16 protein-coding genes, 1 pseudogene and 1 CRISPR repeat array (1 of these 18 running past the window's edge) are annotated in these 20,424 nt (G+C 70.2%); of the genes and pseudogenes, 14 read left to right on the top strand and 3 right to left on the bottom strand.

Translation table 11 applies throughout. The features are described 5' to 3' along the window. Nucleotides 1–60: 60 nt before the first annotated feature. Nucleotides 61–498 carry a hypothetical protein gene (locus FJK98_RS21715; RefSeq protein WP_145920662.1) on the bottom strand — a complete coding sequence of 146 codons (438 nt, stop codon included), beginning with the start codon at nt 496–498 and terminating at the stop codon, nt 61–63. Nucleotides 499–920: 422 nt separating this feature from the next. On the opposite strand from FJK98_RS21715, the gene FJK98_RS34580 reads away from it, so the two are divergent. Continuing rightward, on the top strand, nt 921–3,143 hold the full coding sequence (locus tag FJK98_RS34580; RefSeq protein WP_255470025.1) for a tetratricopeptide repeat protein: 2,223 nt from the start codon (nt 921–923) through the stop codon (nt 3,141–3,143). Here FJK98_RS34580 and FJK98_RS21705 read toward each other — a convergent pair. Continuing rightward, complete coding sequence (locus tag FJK98_RS21705) at nt 3,116–4,240, bottom strand: IS630 family transposase (RefSeq protein ID WP_145920661.1); 1,125 nt, start codon at nt 4,238–4,240, stop codon at nt 3,116–3,118. The genes FJK98_RS34580 and FJK98_RS21705 overlap by 28 nt on opposite strands. A gap of 49 nt (nt 4,241–4,289) precedes the next feature. Between FJK98_RS21705 and FJK98_RS34245 the strand changes: the two are divergent. From FJK98_RS34245 to FJK98_RS21695, 3 genes and pseudogenes are all read left to right on the top strand, one after another. Beyond that, nucleotides 4,290–4,409 (top strand): annotated as a pseudogene (locus tag FJK98_RS34245) (hypothetical protein); the annotation flags it as partial. A 93-nt stretch (nt 4,410–4,502) separates the two neighbouring features. Next, complete coding sequence (locus FJK98_RS21700; RefSeq protein WP_240763044.1) at nt 4,503–5,441, top strand: tetratricopeptide repeat protein; 939 nt, start codon at nt 4,503–4,505, stop codon at nt 5,439–5,441. Between the two features lie 133 nt (nt 5,442–5,574). Beyond that, nucleotides 5,575–6,126: a GNAT family N-acetyltransferase gene (locus FJK98_RS21695; RefSeq protein WP_240762235.1), complete on the top strand. Its 552-nt coding sequence runs from the start codon at nt 5,575–5,577 to the stop codon at nt 6,124–6,126. On the opposite strand, the gene FJK98_RS33325 is transcribed toward FJK98_RS21695, so the two are convergent. Beyond that, entirely contained in the window at nt 6,123–7,790 is a 1,668-nt protein-coding gene (locus tag FJK98_RS33325) for a helix-turn-helix transcriptional regulator (protein WP_168222535.1), read from the bottom strand. The genes FJK98_RS21695 and FJK98_RS33325 overlap by 4 nt on opposite strands. A gap of 214 nt (nt 7,791–8,004) precedes the next feature. Between FJK98_RS33325 and FJK98_RS21685 the strand changes: the two genes are divergently transcribed. The 10 genes from FJK98_RS21685 to FJK98_RS33320 all read left to right on the top strand — a co-directional run bounded on the left by FJK98_RS21685 (nt 8,005) and on the right by FJK98_RS33320 (nt 19,682). Next, entirely contained in the window at nt 8,005–9,255 is a 1,251-nt protein-coding gene (locus tag FJK98_RS21685) for an FAD-binding oxidoreductase (RefSeq protein ID WP_240762234.1), read from the top strand. Further along, nucleotides 9,252–9,941, top strand: a complete 690-nt coding sequence (locus FJK98_RS21680) for an N-acetyltransferase (RefSeq protein WP_240762233.1) — start codon at nt 9,252–9,254, stop codon at nt 9,939–9,941. The genes FJK98_RS21685 and FJK98_RS21680 overlap by 4 nt, the downstream gene beginning before the upstream one ends. A gap of 182 nt (nt 9,942–10,123) precedes the next feature. After that, a complete protein-coding gene (locus FJK98_RS21675; RefSeq protein ID WP_145920659.1) occupies nt 10,124–10,456 on the top strand; it encodes a hypothetical protein in 333 nt (110 codons plus the stop codon). Then, nucleotides 10,453–11,910, top strand: coding sequence for an APC family permease (locus FJK98_RS21670; RefSeq protein ID WP_145920658.1), 1,458 nt, complete (start codon nt 10,453–10,455; stop codon nt 11,908–11,910). The genes FJK98_RS21675 and FJK98_RS21670 overlap by 4 nt, the downstream gene beginning before the upstream one ends. A 21-nt stretch (nt 11,911–11,931) precedes the next feature. Beyond that, nucleotides 11,932–12,948: a hypothetical protein gene (locus tag FJK98_RS34240; RefSeq protein WP_240762232.1), complete on the top strand. Its 1,017-nt coding sequence runs from the start codon at nt 11,932–11,934 to the stop codon at nt 12,946–12,948. After that, nucleotides 12,945–14,213: a histidine decarboxylase gene (locus FJK98_RS21660; RefSeq protein WP_145920657.1), complete on the top strand. Its 1,269-nt coding sequence runs from the start codon at nt 12,945–12,947 to the stop codon at nt 14,211–14,213. The genes FJK98_RS34240 and FJK98_RS21660 overlap by 4 nt, the downstream gene beginning before the upstream one ends. A 116-nt stretch (nt 14,214–14,329) precedes the next feature. After that, nucleotides 14,330–15,466 (top strand): class II histone deacetylase, encoded by a 1,137-nt coding sequence (locus FJK98_RS21655; protein ID WP_145920656.1) that lies wholly within the window; start codon nt 14,330–14,332, stop codon nt 15,464–15,466. A 93-nt stretch (nt 15,467–15,559) separates the two neighbouring features. Continuing rightward, nucleotides 15,560–16,684: a hypothetical protein gene (locus tag FJK98_RS21650; protein WP_145920655.1), complete on the top strand. Its 1,125-nt coding sequence runs from the start codon at nt 15,560–15,562 to the stop codon at nt 16,682–16,684. Next, complete coding sequence (locus tag FJK98_RS21645) at nt 16,681–18,705, top strand: DEAD/DEAH box helicase (protein WP_145920654.1); 2,025 nt, start codon at nt 16,681–16,683, stop codon at nt 18,703–18,705. The genes FJK98_RS21650 and FJK98_RS21645 overlap by 4 nt, the downstream gene beginning before the upstream one ends. Continuing rightward, nucleotides 18,702–19,682, top strand: a complete 981-nt coding sequence (locus FJK98_RS33320; protein ID WP_168222534.1) for an endonuclease/exonuclease/phosphatase family protein — start codon at nt 18,702–18,704, stop codon at nt 19,680–19,682. Before FJK98_RS21645 ends, FJK98_RS33320 begins: the two co-directional genes overlap by 4 nt. Before the next feature lie 36 nt (nt 19,683–19,718). Beyond that, nucleotides 19,719–20,424: a CRISPR direct-repeat array (repeat unit 28 nt; unit sequence GGAAGACCCCCGCGCGTGCGGGGACGAC) (it continues 1,999 nt past the right edge of the window).

The following is a 20,424-nucleotide window of genomic DNA, read 5'->3' as shown; positions in this document are numbered from 1 at the left end:
CGAAGACCACGCTGCCGGTCACCGCCTGCGCGGCAGCCGGTGGCGGCCCCCACCTGCGCGTCACTGGTCAAGCTCGACGTCGCCGCCGACCCCGTCGACCTGCCGTACCGGACCCGCTGTCGACGACCCCTCCACCACCTGCCCACCACTCGGTGAAGGAAACGGCACCGACGACGGCGATGACCCGGGTGGTGCCGGCACCACAGGCTGCGCGGGGGCCGGGCCGATGCGGACATTGCCGCCCACCCCGCGTACCTGGGTCACCCCGCCGCCGATCGTCGAACCGGTCACCAATTGCCCGCCGGCCTGCCGGCGAGCACCGATCGCACCGGCCGCCGCCAGGCCCAGACCCGCCAGACCGACGAACAATCCGAGTACGCTGCCCCATTTATCCGCCTTGTCGAGACCCTGGATCGCCAAGAACGTGCCCAGCCCTGCGACCAGAACCCCGACGGCGAGTGCCACCGCCCACGCGCGAAGCCGACTACCAAGCGTCATCACGCCATGATGGACCGATGCGGCAATGGCGGCATCACCGCCTGGCCGTCGATGCGCTCATGATCGGCGTGCCTCGGCTGCCATGATCAGTCGACTTTTACGCCCTTGTGGACCCGCGTCGGTCTGTACGGCGAGGTCAGGCCCTATCGGAGCCGTCTCTCCGATCTCGGTGGCTGCGCCGGTTGATGACTGCCGGTTCCTGGCAGGTGTCGGGTAGGCGACCCGGCGCGAGGGTGCCGTGTCGGGTGTGGCGGTCGATGATTGGCGGGTGACGGGTGGGAACTGGGTGAGGGTGCTCGGCGGGGTCGGAGTGACGTGGACATCAGTTCGTGACTGCGCCCGTGGGGCCGTCGCCGGGATCGGTGCCTGAGCCGGTGGGCGGGTTTCGGTCGGTGGGTGGTCAGCGGCTCGATGGTGGGGTCGTGTTCGGTGATGTGATCATGGTGTCGGGGGTGGGTGGCGACGTCACGATCACCCCCGCTCGGCCGCCGTACCGGGTGGAGGCTTTCCCCACGGTGGTGGAGACGGTGGCCGTGGAACAGGCGCGGCAGCGTCCGAGTCGGCTGTTGTTGGCTCAGCATCGGGTGGTGCCGTTCGTCGGGCGTGACGGCGACCTCGCCGAGGTGGCGGAGTGGATGGGCCGGCCGGGTGGGGTGCTGGTGCGGCTGATTCACGCTGCCGGGGGGCAGGGGAAGACCCGGCTGGCGGGGCATGTCGCTGACGCGTGGGCGAAGGCCGGGTGGACGGTGTGGCGGGTGCTGCACGAGCCGGTGTTCACCGGCGGCTACCGGATGGACCTGCCTGCCGGTGGTGGGCTGCTGGTGGTCGTCGACTACGCCGACCGGTGGTCGGTATCCCATCTACAGAGCCTGCTGACCCACCTGACGAGCATGAACGTGCAGGCCGGTGTCACGGTGCGGGTGTTGCTGCTGGCCCGCTCCACCACGGCATGGTGGCCGGCCCTGCGTACCCGGCTGCGCAGTGACCATCAGGTCGAGGCCACCAGCCAGCCGCTGCCGCCGTTGGGGGAGCAGGTCGACCGGGGGGTGTTGTACCGGCAGGCCCGTGACCGGTTCGCCGCCGCGATGGACGTCGCCGACGCCGACCGGCTCCGGCCACCGCCGAACCTGACCGACGACACGTTCGGGCAGGTGCTGTCCGTGCACATGGCGGCCCTGGTCGCCGTCGACGCCCACCGCCGCAACACGGCAGCGCCGACCGGCCCGCACGCGCTGTCGTCGTATCTGCTGGACCGCGAGCGGGACCACTGGTACGCGCTGCACCACCGTCCGGTCGAGCCGCGTCAGACACCACCCGAGGTGATGGGTCGTACGGTGTATCTGGCCACGCTCACCGCCGCCGTGCCCCGCGACACCGCCACCGACCTGCTGCACCGTGTCGGGCTCACCGCACCCGCCGCCACCACGATCATCGACGACCACCGGTTCTGCTACCCACCCGAGGACCACCGCACGGTCTTTCAGGCGTTGCAGCCCGACCGGCTCGGCGAAGACCTGATCGCCCTGTCCACCCCCGGCCACCGGCACACCGGAGACGAAGACGGATGGGACAGCGACGACTGGACCGTCACCGCCGTCGAGCACCTGCTGCGCTTCGACACCGATCCGCCGCCGTGGGCAGCGCACGCCGTGACAGTGCTGGTGGAGACTGCCCGCCGCTGGGATCATGTGGCCACCGACATCCTGTACCCCGTCCTGCGCACACACCCGCACCTGGCTCTGGCCGCCGGCGGCACCACCATCACTCGCCTGGCCACCATCCCCGGTATCGGTCCCGATGTCCTGGACGCCATCAACGGCGTTCTGCCCACCGACCGGCACGTCGACCTCGACATCGCCGCCGCCACCATCACCACCGCCCTCACCCCACACCGACTGACCGCCACCACCGACCCCGCCGAGCATGCCCGCCTACACTCCACCCACGCTCGGCGATTGGCTAACGCCGGTCTCCGCGACCAAGCCCTAACTCCTGCGGAGGAAGCCGCCGGTATCTGCCGGCGGTTGGCCGAGGCTAGCCCCGCCGCTTTCCTACCCGACCTCGCGGCGTCGTTGAACAACCTCGGCATTCTGCTGTCCGACTTGGGTCGGCGGGAGGAGGCCCTCCCTCCCGTCGAGGAAGCCGCCGGTATCTACCGGCGGTTGGCCGAGGCTAGCCCTGCCGCTTTCCTACCCGACCTCGCGGCGTCGTTGAACAACCTCGGCATGCGGCTGTCCGACTTGGGTCGGCGGCAGGAGGCGCTAACGCCCGTCGAGGAAGCCGTCGCGATCCGTCGGCGGTTGGCCGAGGCTAGCCCCGCCGCTTACCTACCCGACCTCGCGACGTCGTTGAACACCCTCGGCATTCTGCTGGCCGAGGTGGGTCGGCGGGAGGAGGCCCTCCCTCCTGCGGAGGAAGCCGCCGGTATCTACCGGCGGTTGGCCGAGGCTAGCCCCGCCGCTTACCTACCCGACCTCGCGACGTCGTTGAACACCCTCGGCATTCTGCTGTCCGACTTGGGTCGGCGGGAGGAGGCCCTCCCTCCTGCGGAGGAAGCCGCCGGTATCTACCGGCGGTTAGCCGAGGCTAGTGCTGTGACCGGAAACGTTGGCCGGTTTCAGGCCGCCGTTTTGGCGGGGGTCTGACCCCAGCGGCGTTGTCGTTCGGAGCGGATCCGGGCTCGTTCGCGGCGTTGGGCGGCGAGGACGTCGGGGTGACGGGCGTTGGCGTTGCGCCAGCGCAGGTAGTTGTGCAGGGCTTGGGTCGCGGCGGGATGGTTGGGATGGTTCGACCCGGCCACGACGAACATCCGCAGCGGTCCGAAGTGCGCCTCGATCGGGTTCGCCCACGACGAGTACGTCGGGGTGAAGCACAACTCGACCCGGTTCCGGGCCGCCCACTGCCGGATCTTGACGCCGCGATGCGCGGAGAGGTTGTCCAGGATGACGTAGACCGGCGCGCCGTCAGGGCGGGCGGCCCGGATGCTCTTGAGCGCTGCCAGGGTGTTCGCCGCGGACTTTCGCCGGCGCACGACACCCCAGAGGGTGTCGTCGCCGACGCTGTAGCAGGCGTGGAACTGCCGGACCCCATGCAGCTTGTGGTAGTTGCCGGGGAGCCGGTCCGGATGCCCGGCCCGAGTCCAGGACGCGCCAGCGTGTGGCCGGATCGTCAGCGGCCCGAACTCGTCGAAGGCGAAGACCCGGTCCGGGAACGCCGTGGTCACCGCCTCGATCCGGGCGAGTTTCGCCTCAGCGTTCGGGTCGTTGGTCTCCTTCCACGTCTTCGTCCGCTGGAAGGTGATGTCGTGACGGTGCAGGAACTCCCGCAGCCGTTCCCGGCCCACGAGCACCCGACGCGGGCCGTGGTTGTGAGCCAGGTAGTCCGCGAGTTTTCGCAGGCTCCACCGGGTGAACGGCTGGCCGAGCGCTTGCGGTCTGGTCTTGGCCGTCGCGACGATGAACGCTTCGTCGTCTTCACTGATTCGGCGGGGACGGCCACCCGCCCACCGAGGGTCCAGGCAGGCCAGGCCCATTTCGTTGAACCGGTGGATCACCTCACGGACCGCGTCCTCGTCCCCCTGGACCAGGCGGGCGATTGCCGCGACGGTGTTCCCACTGGCCGAAGCCATGATCACCATCGCCCGACGCAACCGGATCGGAGACCCGGTCCCACGCCGCACGATCTGCTGTAGTCGCCGGCCCTCGTCATCACTGAGCCGACGAGCCCGGACAGGTTCTGCCATCCCGACAGCCTGAACCCTCCACCAGCCACCACCACGACCACTGACCGGCGTGTCACCCAACCCGGCCAACGTTTCCGGTCACAGCACTAGCCCTGCCGCTTACCTATCCGATCTCGCGGGGTCGTTGAACGCCCTCGGCATTCTGCTGTCCAGGTTGGGTCGGCGGGAGGAGGCCCTCCCTCCTGCGGAGGAAGCCGCCGGTATCTACCGGCGGTTGGCCGAGGCTAGCCCTGCCGCTTACCTATCCGATCTCGCGGGGTCGTTGAACGCCCTCGGCATCCGGCTGTCCAGGTTGGGTCGGCGGGAGGAGGCCCTCCCTCCCGTCGAGGAAGCCGCCGGTATCTACCGGCGGTTGGCCGAGGCTAGCCCTGCCGCTTACCTACCCGACCTCGCGGCGTCGTTGAACAACCTCGGCAACCGGCTGGCCGAGGTGGGTCGGCGGGAGGAGGCGTTGGCACCCAGCGAGGAAGCCGTCGCGATCCGCCGGCGGTTGGCCGAGGCTAGCCCTGCCGCCTACCTACCCGACCTCGCGGCGTCGTTGAACAACCTCGGCATCCGGCTGTCCAGGTTGGGTCGGCGGGAGGAGGCCCTCCCTCCCGTCGAGGAAGCCGCCGGTATCTACCGGCGGTTGGCCGAGGCTAGCCCTGCCGCCTACCTACCCGACCTCGCGGCGTCGTTGAACAACCTCGGCATCCGCCTGGCCGAGGTGGGTCGGCGGGAGGAGGCGTTGGCACCCAGCGAGGAAGCCGTCGCGATCCGCCGGCGGTTGGCCGAGGCTAACCCTGCCGCCTACCTACCCGACCTCGCGGCGTCGTTGAACAACCTCGGCATCCGCCTGGCCGAGGTGGGTCGGCGGGAGGAGGCGTTGGCACCCAGCGAGGAAGCCGTCGCGATCCGCCGGCGGTTGGCCGAGGCTAACCCCGCCGCCTACCTACCCGACCTCGCGACGTCGTTGTTGGCGTACGGGTGGGTGTGCGTGAACATGCAGGCCAACTTCGCCGAGGCCCTGGAAGCGGTCACTGAGGCGGTCAACATCTATGAGCGTCTGACCGAACAGTTGCCGGCCGTGTTCGCCGAGCGGTTGTTCGCCGCCTACCAGATCCTCGCCGATGTCCTCGACGGACTGGGTCGGACCGACGAGGCCGCAGAACTGCGCCGGCAGCTCGACGAGGCTACCGGCGACGGCACGGACCCAGGGTGACGTTGCCTTCAGGAAGGGTCCTGAATAGCCCGGCACGGCGCTAAAGACCGGCGAGAGTCATCGGTGCTTGCTCAGCGTAATTCCCCGCGGCACGGGGAGGGGTGGGGTGTGGGGCGTCCGTAGGGTGGTGGGCGTGACCGATGTGACGTATGCCCGCCTCGGTGTGGAGGCTGCTGCCGGGTTGATGGACGAGCTTTGTGAGGTCTACGCGGATGCGTACGGGCAGGTGCCTGGCGAGGACGCGACGGTAAAGGTTGACGCGTTTCGAGGTCGGGCCACGGCGGCGTTGGGGGCGCGTAACTATGAGCTGGTCACCGCGCGGGTGGGGGATGAGTTGGTGGGGTTCGTGTTCGGGTACAGCCTGCGGCAGGACCGGGACTGGTTCGCCGGGCTTCAGCCGCCGCCGGAGGAGGGGTTCACCGACGAGCGGGGTGGCGAACGTACGGTGGTCCTGGCTGAGATCGAGGTACGCAAGGCGTGGCAGGGTCGGGGGATCGGGCGCGGCCTGCACGATTCGTTCCTGAGGGGACGACGCGAGGAACGCGCCACGCTGTCGGCCAACCCTGCGGCGACCGGTACCCATGCGCTCTATGAGGGGTGGGGCTGGCAGCGGGTCGGTGTTGTTCCTGGAGGTCCCGGTGCTTATTACCGGGAGTACGTCAAGTTCGTGCGCCCGCTCCGTTAGGTGAGGGGTGGCGACCGGTAGGCGTTGATCGCTCGGTCGAGCTCCCGCACCGCTCGGGTGCGCTTCCACGGGTCGAGTCCGCGCCGCAGTTGCTGCACTCGCTGTTCGACGCGGGGTGTCGACTTCACGGCGGTCAGTTCTAGGACATCAGTTATGGCCTGGCAGGCCAGACCAATGTTCTTCTGACGTGCAAACGCCTCCGAGCGATACAGCAATCGAAACGAGCGGTTGTGCAGGTTGCCCGGGTCGCCGAGGTTGAGCGCTAGCTCAGTTGCCGCGAGCACCTGCTCAGCTCCGTCGAACTTCAGCAAGTTCTGTGCATTGGTAGCCCAGTAGAACGACTCGTCGTAGAAGTACCACCAGGACTGGCTGGGGCTCTGGTCGGCTAGCGCTGCCTGTAGTGCGGCGTACTCGCGGTCGAGGGCTTGTTTGGATTGGTGGTTTTGGTTGTCGGCGGTGAGGGCGCGGACGGCTACGTCGGCGGCGTAGGCGCGGGCGTAGGGGCTGCCGGTCTGGTCGGCCCAGGCGGAGGCGGCGACGGCGTGGTCGATGCCGATGCGGGGTTTGCCTTGCCAGGTGGCGAGGTGGCTCATGGTGCAGAGGATGTAGGTGACGAGTTCGACGGCGCGGGCGTCGTGGGCGGCGGTGCGTGCGTCGTCGTAGAGGCGTTGGGCGGAGTGGTAGTCGCCCATGTTGAAGCAGAGCCAGCCGGCGAGTTGGGTGAGTTCGGCGTAGGTGGCGATGGCGTGGTCGCGGTGTGGGCCGTGGGGTGCGGCTTTGGCTTGGTGTTCGGCGATGCGTCGGTAGGCCAGAGCGGTGGGCAGGGTGGCGGCAGCGCCGAGGACGTCGCCCTGTTTACGCAGGTTGGGGATCATGGCTTCGCAGTGCGCGAGGGTGGCCGGCTCGAACCGTGCGGGATCGGTGAGCGTGGGTGCGGCGGTGGCGCTGTCGGTGAAGCCTGCGAGGTCGGTCAGTGGTGCTGTCGCGGCGACGGCGAGTGCGGCGGTGAGTTTGCCGAGGAGGTCGCGTCGGGTCTGGGGGTGGGGTACTCGTTGCATCCACATGGTGATGACCTGCGCCAACTCTGCGAAGTTGACCTCCTCGGGTCGGCGGTACAGGCCGGCGGTTTCCGCTTGTGGCGGGGTGTCCGCGTCGGCGCCGGGGCGTCGACCGAGCAGGTCACGAAGCAGGATCTCCGCCTCGCTCGGCACCATGATTTCACCTTGCAGGCCGGGTTTCACCCCCTCGGGCGTGACGGGGGTCGATCCGGTGGCGGAGTCGAGGTGGCGGAAGCTCGGCAGGTCGGCCAGGAGGTCGGCGACGCTGCATTCGTAGAGTTCGGCGAGGCGGGCCAGGTTGTCCTGGGAGGGGGAGTAGCCGCCCTTGCCGGGCCAGATCTCCCAGTACGAGAAGCTCTTGAACGACTTGGGTTCGTCGGGCCAGCGCTGGTTCCATTCCTCGGCGGCCTTCGCCTGGCTCCATCCGCGCACGACGCGCAAGGCGACGCGGGGATTGAGGCGGAACCTGTCGCGGAAGACCTCGGCGGTCTCGACCCATGTTCTTCCCGCTGACCGTAGTTCGGCGGCGAGGCGCGTTTGTTGCTGCCGCAGGCTCTCGGGATTCCCGTCGGTCATGTGCGGCCCTTCCGCGTCAGCCGTGTCCATCGATGGTGCTGCACCACCGTACGCAATTCGGGCCGTCTATGTAACTTCCCCGCGACACGGGGAATTGTGGGGAAGGAAACCTCCCAATGATCACAGGTGGCGGCGTCGGGGCCGCGTCAATGATCGTGGATGCCGTTGCCGGGTGACCGCGTTTCCGCGCCTTCCATGGATTGCGAAGGGGGTGGACCTGAGGTGCCCGGGACGGTGTTGTCCGATGTCGGTGTCGAGAGGGGTGGACGTGACGATCCACCGGAGAAAGTGGTTCATGTCCGCGCCTGATCTTGAGCAGTCGCTGACCCGCACTGTCGCCGATCATGATCGGGCGGCGGCGTACTTCTGGTCGTTCATGGTGGATCGGAGTGTGCGGTTTCTGCCGGAGCGGCTTGCGCCGGTGTTCTTCTCGACGTTGGTGGAGTTGATCGCGCACGGTGCTGATCCTGCTGCTTATCGGGCGGGGCTGGTGGTGTTGGGTCGGTTGTACCGGCGGTTCGACCTGTATCCGTATCACGGGACGGTGATCGCGGCGGCGGTGGTGGACACGGTGCGGCGGTTCGCGGGGGAGTCGTGGGGGCCGGAGTTGGTCCGGGTGTGGGAGCAGGGTTGTTTCCGGGTGTTGCGTCTGGCCGAGCAGTGCGCCGAGATGCTGGGCGACGGCCCGCAGGTGACGTTCGGTGTGGTGGAGTCGGTGGTGTCGGCGTCCGGGTGCGTCGCGGTGGTGACGGTGCGTCCGGTGCGGCGGCTGCACTATCTGCCGGGTGACGCTGTGCCGGTGTGTTCGCCTCGGTTGCCGGGGCGGTGGCGGTGGTTGTCTCCGGCGAACGCGCCGCGTCCGGACGGGACGGTGGAGTTCCACGTCAGTGTCGTTCCTGGTGGTGTCGTCTCGCCCGTGCTGGTGAGGCAGGTGACGGCGGGGGAGTTGCTGTGGTTGGGGCCGCCGTGTGAGGTGGGCTTGTCGTTGGCGGCGGCCGGTGATGCCGATCTGTTGCTCGTTGCTGGGGGTACGGGGCTTGCGCCGTTGCGGGCGTTGGTGGAGCAGGTTGCGGCCTCGCCGGGCGGGCGGCGGGTGACGTTGGTGGTGGGTGTTCGCAGGTTGGGGGATCTGTATGACGCGGCGGCGTTGGACGAGTTGCAGCGGGAGCATGGTGAGTGGTTGACGGTGGTGGTGGTGCTCTCGGGCGACGGTGGTGTCGATCCGGTTGCTCGGGGGAGTTTGCTGGGGTCGGTGCTGCACCACTACGAGGCGGGGCAGGCGGTGTTGGTGTGTGGTCCGCCGGAGTTCGTTCAGGAAGCGCGGACGTGGCTGCCGATCGGCGGTGTCGAGCCTGACGACCTGCACGTGGCGGTGACATTCCAGCGGGGGTTCGACGTGGATGCGTGGGCGTCGCGACAACGTCACACCGACACCGCGGTCGCCGAGACGTCCGAGGACAGCGGCGCTGAAGGTGGGTCGGGGGTGGCGTCGTGACGCGGACGGTGGTGGTACGTCGCGCCTCGGGTACGGACCTCGACGCGCTGTCGGTGCTCGTCGCGGAGGCGTTGTCGGTCGGCGCGGTGGGTGGCTGGTTGGTGCCGGATGCCGCCGAACGACCCGAGGTGCTGCGCCGGTATGCGCGGCTGCTGGTGTCATGGGGGCTGGAGCACGGGCAGGTCGACACGACCGGGGACCGGTCGGCGGTGGCGGTGTGGCTGCGGCGGCCGGAGGTGCCGGTGCCGTCGGCGGCGTGGATGTACGACCTGCACCAGGCCCTCGGCCCGCACGCGTCCCGGTTCGCCCTGTGGCACGCCTACCTCGACGCCGTGGTCCCGCACGTCCCCCACGCCTACCTGGCGCACCTCGCCACGCGTCCCGGCCACGACGACACCGCGCGGACGTTGCTGACCGCCCACCACCGGGCCCTCGACGCCGAAGGTCTTCCGGCGTACGCGGAGCTGCCGGGTGGTCGTCCCCGGGAGAGCCTGCTGGCCGCGCTGGGATACGAGCCGAGGTCACCGATCCTGCTGGAGCCCGCCGGCCCCGCCCTGTGGCGGATGTGGCGACCCGCCCCCGACAGCAGCCGGGCGTGTGGCGGGCTACCCCCACGGGCACGGCTGCGCCGTGGCGTGACCCCGCTGCGCGGCCGGCTCCTCCCGGCACCGCCGCGTTCTCCCTGACCGTTCTCTCTGACCGCGCGCCCGGTAGGGCGTCACCCCCGATCAGCAGCTGGCGGAGGCCGTGTGGCCCGCCAGTCAACCCCGTGCACCCGTTTCCTCGAAGGAGGGCTTGTCTCATGTTGACGGTTGTCGAGCGTCCGTTGGTTATGGTTCCGCCGCGCAGGCGTACAGCGGGGTGGTGGTTGCCGCCCTGGCTGACCCCCACCCCCACCCGCACCCGCCCCACCACCCCCGCCAGCGCGGACGACGCCGGCACCGAACCCCAGGTGCACCTGTGGGGGTACGCGCTCCGCAGGGAGTGGCCGGACGGCACGCATGACCTGTTCGGGTTCACGCCGCGCGCCGACGTGGCGTTGCGGCGGCTCGACCGCGACCGCAGCTACTGGCGCACCGGCCCGGTACGACCCCTGGCGGTGTATCTGGTGCCGGTGCACGCCGCCGACGTCACCACCCATCCGGTACGGGACTGCCGTAAGCCGTCGTGCCCGGACGTCCCGCAGCGGGGGCAGCGATGAGCATGCACGAGCAGGTGGCTCTCGCCCGCCGGACGATGACCCCGACCGGTCTGTCGATCTTCGGGGCGGCGGCGTCCGCGCCGATGGTGGTCCTCGCCGGTGGTCTGGTCACCACCTACGCCACGACCCGGGTGACCGCACTACCCCTCACCTTCCTCCTGGTCACCGCAGTGGTGGCGTTGCTGATGGTCGGCTACACCGCGCTCGCCCGCCAGGTCGGTCATCCGGCGGCCTACTACGGCATCCTCGCCCATAGTGTCAGCCGTGGTTGGGGTGTCGCCGCCGGCCTGGTCGCCCTGGTCGCGTACACGGCGATCCAGACCAGCCTGTACGGCCTGTTCGGGGCGACCCTCGCCGCCCAACTCGGCGGCACCTGGTGGGTATGGGCCGGCATCGCCTGGGCCGTCGTCAGCGCACTCGGAGTACGGGCGATCGCCCTGTCCACCTGGGTCCTCGGCGGAGTCCTCGCGGTGTCGCTGCTGATCGTCGGCCTGTTCGTCGCCGCCGGCCTCGGCTCCCCGGCCGGCGGGACGGTGTCGTGGGAGGGGTTCGACGTCTCCGGTCTGGCGGTCGGGGGGATCGGTGGGGCGGTGGCGTTGTGCGTGGCCGCGTTCATGGGGGTCGACGCCCCGGGTTCGTTCGTGGAGGAGGCCGTCGACCGGCGGTCGATCGGCCGGGCCACCATCACCGCCGTTCTCGTCCTGGGTGGCGTGTATGCCGCCGCCGCGTGGGCGATGGGCGTCGCCGCCGGCCCGGACACCGTCGCCGCCCGAGCCGCCGATCCGTCCTCCGGCCTGCCGTTCACGATCCTCGAACCCGCCGGGACGGTGTGGGTGGGTGTTGCCGGGGTGGTGCTGGTGTTCGCGGTCGTCACCTCGATGCTGGCGTTTCACAACGTCATCGCCCGCTATGTGTTCGCCATGGCCCGCGAAGGTGTCCTCCCCACCGGTCTCGCCCGCACCAATAGCACGACCCGGGTCAGCGCTCCACGCGGCGGCTCCCTCACCCAGACGGCGGTGGCGGCCCTCGTCGTCGCCGCGTTCGCGGTCGCCGGGGTCGACCCGGTCGCGGTGATGTTCACCTGGCTGTCCACCCTCGGCGCACTCGGCCTGCTCTGCCTCCTCCTCGCCGCCTCGATCGCCGCGCTGGCCGCCCCACCCGCCGTGCGAGGTCAACGCCCCGGAATCTGGCAGTGGAAGGTCGCACCGGTGTTGGGCGTGCTCGGCGGGTCGGTGGTCCTGGTGGCGATGGTCGGCAACGTCGGCTCCCTCCTCGGAGCCGCACCCGGATCACCGTATCCGCTGCTGCTCCCGGCGATCCTCACCGCGACCGCTACCGCAGGCGGCATGTGGGCCGCACGCCTGCGCCGCACTCGACCCGACGTGTACGCCGGCATCGGTCATGGCACCCCGAAGACCCACGCCGTGCCCGACGCCCTGCACATCTCCATCTGAACCCCGAGGAACACCCCGACCATGAAGACCTACACCGCCCACACCCCAGCAGCACCGGGCTACCGCAGCAGCAGTGATCCGCTGGACCCGGCCTGGCGACCCGAACCCCGGCCGACGCCACCACCGCCCGGCCCCCGCCGACCGGCGGACCACCAACCCCCACCGGCACCCCGCCTGATCCAACCGCCGCCACCGGACTACCGCATGCCCGACGAGCGACCGTACCGCCGGGACGTCCCCGTCCATGCGGCCCCGCCCGAGCACATCCCGTCACCCTCCCCGCAGCCGGGGGAGCCCGACGGTGGGGTGTCGGTCGAGGCCCGCTGGTGGGCCGACCTGCGGCAGCAGATCGTCTACCGGGCGAAACGCCTGAACACCGGACACATGATCGAAGCCGACCAGCGCTACGGGCAGCGTGACGCGCTCGGCCCGCACGGGGTGATGCTGTTCTTCGTCTCCGAGGCTGCGGCCCAGCCGCACGGCTACCAGTTGCACACCGCCTACCGGTTGTGGCTGGCCTCCCCGGAATCCCAGCACCTGCCCCGCCTGCTGGCCGACCTGACCGAGGTCGTGGGGGACAGCATCACCCGGGCCGGGGCGGCGGGCCGCCGGTGGCATCCCCTCGGCCCGCAGGGGTCGATGGTCAACGGCGGCGACATGACCCTGCCCGCCGGTGCCGTCTACGTCGGCATGGGCGTGACGACCCTCGACTCCGACCAGGGCCGTTGGCAGCAACTCGCCCGGACCCTACGCTCCTCGGGCGACGACCGCCGCCGTTCGGTGTTCGACCTCAAGGGCCAATGCTTCGTCCTACTCACCGACGGCACCGCCCTGCACGTCGACCGCGACCCCCACGCCCCGATCGGCGCCGACGGTATCCGCTGCACCAAACCCCTCGACCCCGACCGGGTCATCCACTACAACCCCCACGAGCACCTCACCGAGCAGGGCGACACCGTCACCCGCGACACCTGGACGCAGCTCACCCGCCTGCACCGCACCCTCACCGGGCACCTTCTCGCGGGACGTCCGGCATGACCCACACCCCCACGCCCGCGCCCGCTCGTCAGGGTGGTCTCGCCGAGGCCGCGGACCTCGGCCGTACCCCGGTCGACGTCACCGCGGTCCTGGACCACCTGGTCGCCGAAGCCGACACGGCCGCGCCGACGAGCATCGGTTTCCCCGGCGCGGTCGACCTGGACCATCGGGAGGTGATGGCCCGCCTCGGTCACCGCCTGTGGAACAACATCGGCGACCCCACCGACACCAGCGGCACCCCCCACACCCGCATCCTCGAACAAGCCGTCATCGCCTGGCTCGCCGACACCCTCCACATGCCCACCCACGACCGGTGGGGCTACGTCACCACCGGCGGCACCGAAGGCAACCTCTCCGCCCTCCACACCGCCCACCGCCGCCTCCCCACCGCCCGCATCTACTACTCCACCGCCGCCCACTACTCCATCCCGAAGATCATCGAAATGCTCGGAGCACGCGGCGTGGTGGTCAACGCTGGCCCGGACGGGGAGATGAACTACGACCACCTCGCCGTGCGGGTACGCCGCCACCGGCGGTGGCCGGCGATCGTGGTCGCCACCGCCGGCACCACCATGACCGAAGCCGTCGACGACACCACCCGCATCCACACCATCCTCGACGAACACGACGTGCCCGGCCGGCATGTGCACGTCGACGCCGCCCTGTCCGGCATACCCCTCGCCCTCGACGGGCGGCTCCGCCTCGACGACGACAGCCGCATCGGCAGCATCACCGTGTCCGGGCACAAGTTCCTCGGGGTACCGACACCCTGCGGCGTGGTCCTCATCCGCGACAGCCTCCGCCGCGAAGGCACCCCGGTCACCTACACCGCAACCCTCGACACCACCGTCACCGGATCCCGCTGCGGACTCGCCGCCGCACTGCTCTGGCACGCCATCGCCACCCACGGCCGCGAAGGACACCGATGGCGGGCCAGCGAAGCACGCCACCTCGCCGCCTACACCGTCGACAAACTCACCACCGCCGGCTGGCCCGCCTGGCGACACCCCCACGCCTTCACCGTCGTCCTCCCCACCCCACCCACCGCAGTACGGACGAAATGGCTCCTCGCCACCGACGCCGACGTCAGCCACCTCATCTGCATGCCCGGCATCACCCAAGGCCAGATCGACGCCTTCGTCACCGACCTCACCGACGCCACCGCGCCGGATTCAAACCCAGGCCCGGATCACCCACACCTGCCGAGGTCGATCCCTCGTCCCCGGCGAGCGTCTTCACCCACCGCCGGCGTCGGCACCCCCTGACGCGCTGCTTGCCGCCCCGCCGCCCTGGCTTCCCAAGCGCCTGCTTGCCCGCGTCTCGGCGCACCTGCTCACCGCTCCGAACCCTGTCTGCCAACCCCCCCTGCGAGGCGATCACCGTGACCACCGGCTACGTCTTCCACCCCGAGTACCTGTGGCACGACACCGGCACCAGCGCCGGCCTGCTACCCGCCGACCCCACCGCCGGGATACAGCCCGCCGTGCACATCGAGAACCCCGAGGCGAAACGCCGCACCCACGAACTCATCCACGCCTGCGGACTCCTGGCCGAACTGATGGTCATCGAACCCCGGCGAGCCACCATGACCGAACTGCTCCGCGTTCACACCCCCGCACACGTGCAACACATCCGCGCGCAGAGCGACCGACGCGGGGGAGGGGACGCAGGCGACGGGTACTCCCCGGTCGGGCACGGCAGCTACGACATCGCCCGCCTCGCCGCCGGCGGCCTGCTCGCCCTCGTCACCGCCGCCGCCGACGGCGACATCACCAACGGGTACGCCCTGACCCGCCCACCCGGACACCACGCCACCGCCGACACCGGAATGGGCTTCTGCCTGTTCAACAACCTCGCCATCGCCGCCCGCCACGCCCAAACCCTCCACGGCATGACCCGCATCGCGATCGTCGACTGGGACGCCCACCACGGCAACGGCACCCAAACCATCTTCTACCCCGACCCCACCGTCCTGACCATCTCCCTACACCAGGCCAACTGCTTCCCACCCGACTCCGGATGGACCCACGAAAACGGCATCGCCGACGGCACCGGACACGCCCTCAACGTGCCCCTACCCCCTGGCAGCGGCCACGCCGCCTACCTCCAGGCCATGCACCAGGTCGTCATCCCCGCCCTCGACCGCTTCCGCCCCGACCTGATCCTGCTCGCCAACGGCGTCGACGCCAACGTCTTCGACCCCATGGCCCGCCAGATGCTCACCACCAGCACCTACCGCGCGATGACCCGCCTGCTCGTAGACGCCGCCGACCGGCTCTGCCACGGACGACTCATCGCCGCCCACGAAGGCGGCTACAGCCCCTTCTACACGCCCTACTGCGTCCTCGCCGTCCTCGAAGAACTCACCGGCACCACCACCCGGGTCGCCGACCCCTTCGCCACGGTCGTCGCCGGCTATACGGCCGAACCGCTGCGCCCCCACCAGCAGGACATCATCGACGCCGCCGCCGCACTCGTGCCCCGCATCACCACGCCCGCCACCGCGCCCACGCCCTGACCACCAGCCGGCCTGGTGATCGCTGCGGCCGGCCCCGCCAACGCCCTGTTTGCTTTCCTGCCCGTTCGTCTTGCCGAGGGACTGACCTTCCTGATGGCTTTGCCCCGCACCTACACCTCCGACGTCATCACCGACGCCGTACGCCAGGTCGAAACCGCCCGCGCCGCCGGACGACGCGGCCCGATCAGCGCCGTCGCCCGGGAACTCCACCTCGACCGCCGCCTCCTCCAAACCTGGGTCACCACAGCCCGCGCCCATGCCACCGCCGCAGCACCTACCGCATCGAGCACGCACACCAGCGACGACCCCGTCCTGCTGCCCGACGGGCTGCTGCACTGCCGGTTCTGCCGACACCCGATGACGGCGGTGTTCACCTGGGCCGGTCTCGTCTATGACTGCCCACCACCGTGCCGTCGACCTGTGCTGAACGCGGCAGCAGTCGCCAGCGCCGTCGGTGAAGTGGTCCTGCGGCACGCCGCGCATCTCGTACCCACGCTCACCCACCCCAAGGCGGCGAGTATCGCCGCCGGCCACGCCGACCGGCTGATCACCCGGATCACCGCCGGCAACCATCCCACCGACCTGCGCATCACCTGGCCCACCACCCGACCACCCCGACCGGTTCCGCCCGGACACCTTCACCTTGCCCGCAACCTCACCGGCACCGATCCGCAGCGTGCCCGCACCGTCCTGCGGAACATCCTCGCCGGCATCGACCCCACCACCACCGCCACCGGGGCCGTTCACGCCGAGGCCGCGCACCTGCTCGCCCCGCTCCTGCATGGCGAGGCGGCGATCCGTTGGGCGGACTACGCCCATCGCAGCCTCGCCTGCCTCCACGGCCCCACCCACCCGCACACCCTCGCCGCCGCCCATACCCTCGCCACCGCGCACCGCCAGGTAGGCCACCACCAACGCGCCTACCACCTCCTGCGGGAACTCGCCGATCACCTGGCCGCCACCGCCGGCCCTGACGCGCATTCCACCCTCGCCGTCCGCGCCACCACCGCTCTCGTCCTGCACGACCTCGGTCACCACGACGCCGCCCGCGCCCTCCTCGCCGACACCATCGCCCGCCACCACCGCGCCCACCCCGGGCATCCCGCCACCGCCCGCATGACCGCCCACCTCAACCAGCTACGGCACCACCACACCACCCACGACAACAGCAGTCCAGGAGCAGCAGTGAACCTTCCTGTCCCGGTGGTGCGGGCATGACGGCCGCGAGCGGTATGAAGGCGGACGGACAGCGACCCGACGCTCCCCGCGACCACCAAAGGCATCTACTGGACGCGTTGCCGCCGCTGCGCGGATATCAGCAGGAAGCGGTCGAGGCGATCGTGCAGGGTGCCGCCCGCGACGGCAGGGGACAGGTCATCGCCGCCTGCGGGACCGGAAAGACACTGATCGCGGCGCACGCGGCAGTGCGGTGCTGTCCCCGGGGTCTGGTGGTGATCGTGTGTCCGTCACTGGCCTTGGTCGGTCAGACCCTGCGGGTGTGGCGGCCCCTCGGCGCCTACACGGCGGCGGTGTGCAGCGACGACTCCGTCGCCGACGTCGCCGGCCACACCGACCCCACGAGCTGCCCCGTACTGGCCGACCCCGACGAGATCACCGCATGGCTCCACCACGCCCCGCACGGGCGGATGCGGCTGCTCGCGGTCACCAACACCTCCGCCGACCGCGTCGGCACAGCACTCCTGGCCGCCGGTATGACCGCCGATCTGCTGATCATCGACGAAGCACACCGCACCGCCGGCCCCACGGGCAAGACGTTCGCCCGCATCCACGACGACACCCACCTGCCCGCCACCATCCGGGTGAACATGACCGCGACACCCCGCATCATCACCCCCGGCCGCCGTCACGGAGAGCCGCACGAGGCGTTATCAATGGACGACCCGAGCGTGTTCGGACCCGTATGGCACCGGTACCCGTTCGGCCAGGCCATCACCGACGGCTGGCTCGACGACTTCCGCATCGTCGTCATCGGCATCCGCACCCACGACGCGCTGCGTGTGCTTCAAGACGTCAACGACGACCGGGTCACCGCCATCGGCGAAGCCCCACTACGCACCGCCGTCGTCCAGACCGCACTCCTGCGTGCCGCCGCCGAGTTCGGACTCCGCCGGGTCCTCGTCTTCACCCCCCGCGTCGCCGACAGCAGAGAATTCGCCTCCACCCTCGCCCGAACAGCAGCCCGACTCCCCGCCGCACAACAGCCGAAAGGCCGGCTGACCACCGGCCACGTCGACGGCCAGCAGAACCTACGCCAACGACAGATCCACCTCGACCGCCTCGCCGAACCCCCCGACGACGGATGGACCGTCATCTCCTCCGCCCGCGCCCTCACCGAAGGCATCGACGTCCCCGCCGTCGACGCCGTCGTCCTCACCCGACCCATGCGCTCCACCGTCCAGACCGTCCAAACCGTCGGACGAGCCCTACGCCGCAACCCCCGAGGCACCGGTATCGCCACCATCCTGGTTCCCCTGCTGCTGCCCGACGACCCCAGCCGACTGCCGCACGCCGACGACGAGTGGATGGCCGCCCTGCAGGTGCTGTGGGCGATGCGCGCCCACGACGACACCCTCGCCACCGACCTCGACACCCGCCACCACCACGCCCGCACCGGTAGTCGACAACCACGACTCCCCGAACGGGTCCTCCTGCGGATGCCCGACGGCTACCTCACCGACAGCCTCCTGCGGGACATCACCATCCGCATCCTCGACCACGCCACCACCGGCAGAGCACCCACCCAACCCACCGAAAGCTGGACCGCAGGCATCACCGCCGCCCGCACCTTCCGACACCGCGAAGGCCACCTCGACGTCCCCCGCCACCACCGCGAAAGCGACATCGACCTCGGCAGCTTCATCCACAACTGCCGAGGCCGCCACCGGCGCAGCGAACTCACCCCCGACCAGATCCTCACCCTCGAACAGCTCGGCATCACCTGGCGAGTCTTCGACGCCCGCTGGCAACGACACCTCGCCGCATTCACCACCTTCCACACACGCGAAGGACACCTCCGGGTGCCCCGCCACCACCGCGAAGGCGACATCAACCTCGGAAGCATCGCCCACAACCTCCGCAACCAACGCAAACGCAACCTCGTCCCCCACGACCGCATCGACGCCCTCGACGCCCTGGGCTTCCCCTGGACGCACTCCACAGTGATGCCGCCGGCATCACCAGCCACCGCCCGAAACACCGCACCCGGGAGCAGCCGATGAGCGTGGAACTCGACCTGTCCCTGTTCAACTTCCAAGCCGGCGGACTCCAACCCGACGGCTCCTACAACTTCGTCCCCCTGGCCCGTGCCTTCCTCGACGGACCCCACCCTGACCTGCTGATGCTCTGCGAAGCGAAGTTCTGGCATGCCCGAGGCAGACGACCGCTGCACACCGCGATGGCACACCTCGCCGAGGTGACCGGCCGCCCCTACGTCGGCGAACTACACACCGGAGCACTCGCCACCGCGGTCATCTACGACCCGCGTGTACTCCGCCTCGACGCCGCAGAAGAACCCGAGTTCCCCGACAAACGCAACCTCACCCGATTCAGCCTCCGCGCCGACCCCACCTACCGCCTCCACGTCTACGTCGAACACTGGCCCTACGCCGACCCAGAACAACGCCTGGCCCGCGCCCGCCTCCTCGCCACCTCCGGCACCAGCCCCACCCCCACCCTCATCGCCGGAGACCTCAACTCCACCAGCTCCGGCCCCCACCTACCCACACCCGACTGGACCCACATCCCCACCAGCACCCGCGACCACAAAGCCCACCACCACAACGGAACCTGGCACGCCGACACCCGCGCCATCGACCGACTCATCGGCACCTGGAACACCACCACCAACCAGCGCGTCAACAGCGCCGGCTTCCACCACCTCGCCGAACTCGACCCCCACACACCCACCCCACTCCCACCCACCACCAACGGCCCCCACGGCCTACACATCGACTACATCCTCGCCAACCACGCCCTCCTCAACACCGCCACCGTCATACCCGGCACCTACCAAATCCACATCCCACCCGACAACAACCCCACCACCTGGCCCTCCGACCACCGCCGCATCAGCTGCACCCTGCGCATACACACCCCACAACCCGCAGGAGCACAAGCAGGCATGACTGACACCCCGCACTGCGGCGGAGGTGGGATGCTGAATCCCAGCGGCAAGCTTCAAAACGAGGGAGCCTGACGAACTGTCGACGCCGGCTGAACCACCTCGAACCGCGGAAGACCCCCGCGCGTGCGGGGACGACACCCTGCCCCGCTACGAGGACCAGGGCAAGCCGGGAAGACCCCCGCGCGTGCCGGGACGACGCACCGATGCCACGATCACGATGCCGATCGGGGGAAGACCCCCGCGCGTGCGGGGACGACCGGGTTGTACGCACCGAGCCGGTAACCGATCTCGGAAGACCCCGCGCGTGCGGGGACGACCCAGAGGGCGTCGACCTGGTTGTCGTTGGCGAGGGAAGACCCCCGCGCGTGCGGGGACGACGCGCGGTCCAGGCTGTCGAACCACGCCCGCGGGGGAAGACCCCCGCGCATGCGGGGACGACCCTTCAGCCGGGTCACGCCCTCCGCCGTGAAGGGAAGACCCCCGCGCGTGCGGGGACGACCGTCGGTGCGCTGCACGTCGATGACGGCCCGCTCGGAAGACCCCCGCGCGTGCGGGGACGACACGCGCCTGTACAACACCCTGTCCGACGCCCAGGGAAGACCCCCGCGCGTGCGGGGACGACGGCGGTCGAGACGTCGCCGGTGGTGCGGGCGTAGGGAAGACCCCCGCGCGTGCGGAGACGACACCTGTCCGGCCAGCCACGGGGCGAGCCACGGCGGAAGACCCCCGCGCGTGCGGGGACGACGTCTGCCGTGGGTCTACGGGAGCACCCCACCGGGGAAGACCCCGCGCGTGCGGGGACGACGCCCGGAAG

Source organism: Micromonospora sp. HM134 (assembly GCF_007833915.1).
Taxonomy (GTDB): domain Bacteria; phylum Actinomycetota; class Actinomycetes; order Mycobacteriales; family Micromonosporaceae; genus Micromonospora; species Micromonospora wenchangensis.
The sequence above is the reverse complement of the archived record's forward strand: the minus strand, read 5'-3'. Positions and strand labels throughout refer to the sequence as shown.

Coding starts and splice junctions, on each gene's coding strand:
- FJK98_RS21715 (WP_145920662.1), bottom strand. CDS start 498: ATGACGCTTGGTAGTCGGCTTCGCGCGTGGGCGGTGGCACTCGCCGTC.
- FJK98_RS21705 (WP_145920661.1), bottom strand. CDS start 4,240: ATGGCAGAACCTGTCCGGGCTCGTCGGCTCAGTGATGACGAGGGCCGG.
- FJK98_RS33325 (WP_168222535.1), bottom strand. CDS start 7,790: ATGGACACGGCTGACGCGGAAGGGCCGCACATGACCGACGGGAATCCC.
- FJK98_RS21685 (WP_240762234.1), top strand. CDS start 8,005: ATGTCGGTGTCGAGAGGGGTGGACGTGACGATCCACCGGAGAAAGTGG.
- FJK98_RS21670 (WP_145920658.1), top strand. CDS start 10,453: ATGAGCATGCACGAGCAGGTGGCTCTCGCCCGCCGGACGATGACCCCG.
- FJK98_RS34240 (WP_240762232.1), top strand. CDS start 11,932: ATGAAGACCTACACCGCCCACACCCCAGCAGCACCGGGCTACCGCAGC.
- FJK98_RS21660 (WP_145920657.1), top strand. CDS start 12,945: ATGACCCACACCCCCACGCCCGCGCCCGCTCGTCAGGGTGGTCTCGCC.
- FJK98_RS21650 (WP_145920655.1), top strand. CDS start 15,560: ATGGCTTTGCCCCGCACCTACACCTCCGACGTCATCACCGACGCCGTA.
- FJK98_RS21645 (WP_145920654.1), top strand. CDS start 16,681: ATGACGGCCGCGAGCGGTATGAAGGCGGACGGACAGCGACCCGACGCT.
- FJK98_RS33320 (WP_168222534.1), top strand. CDS start 18,702: ATGAGCGTGGAACTCGACCTGTCCCTGTTCAACTTCCAAGCCGGCGGA.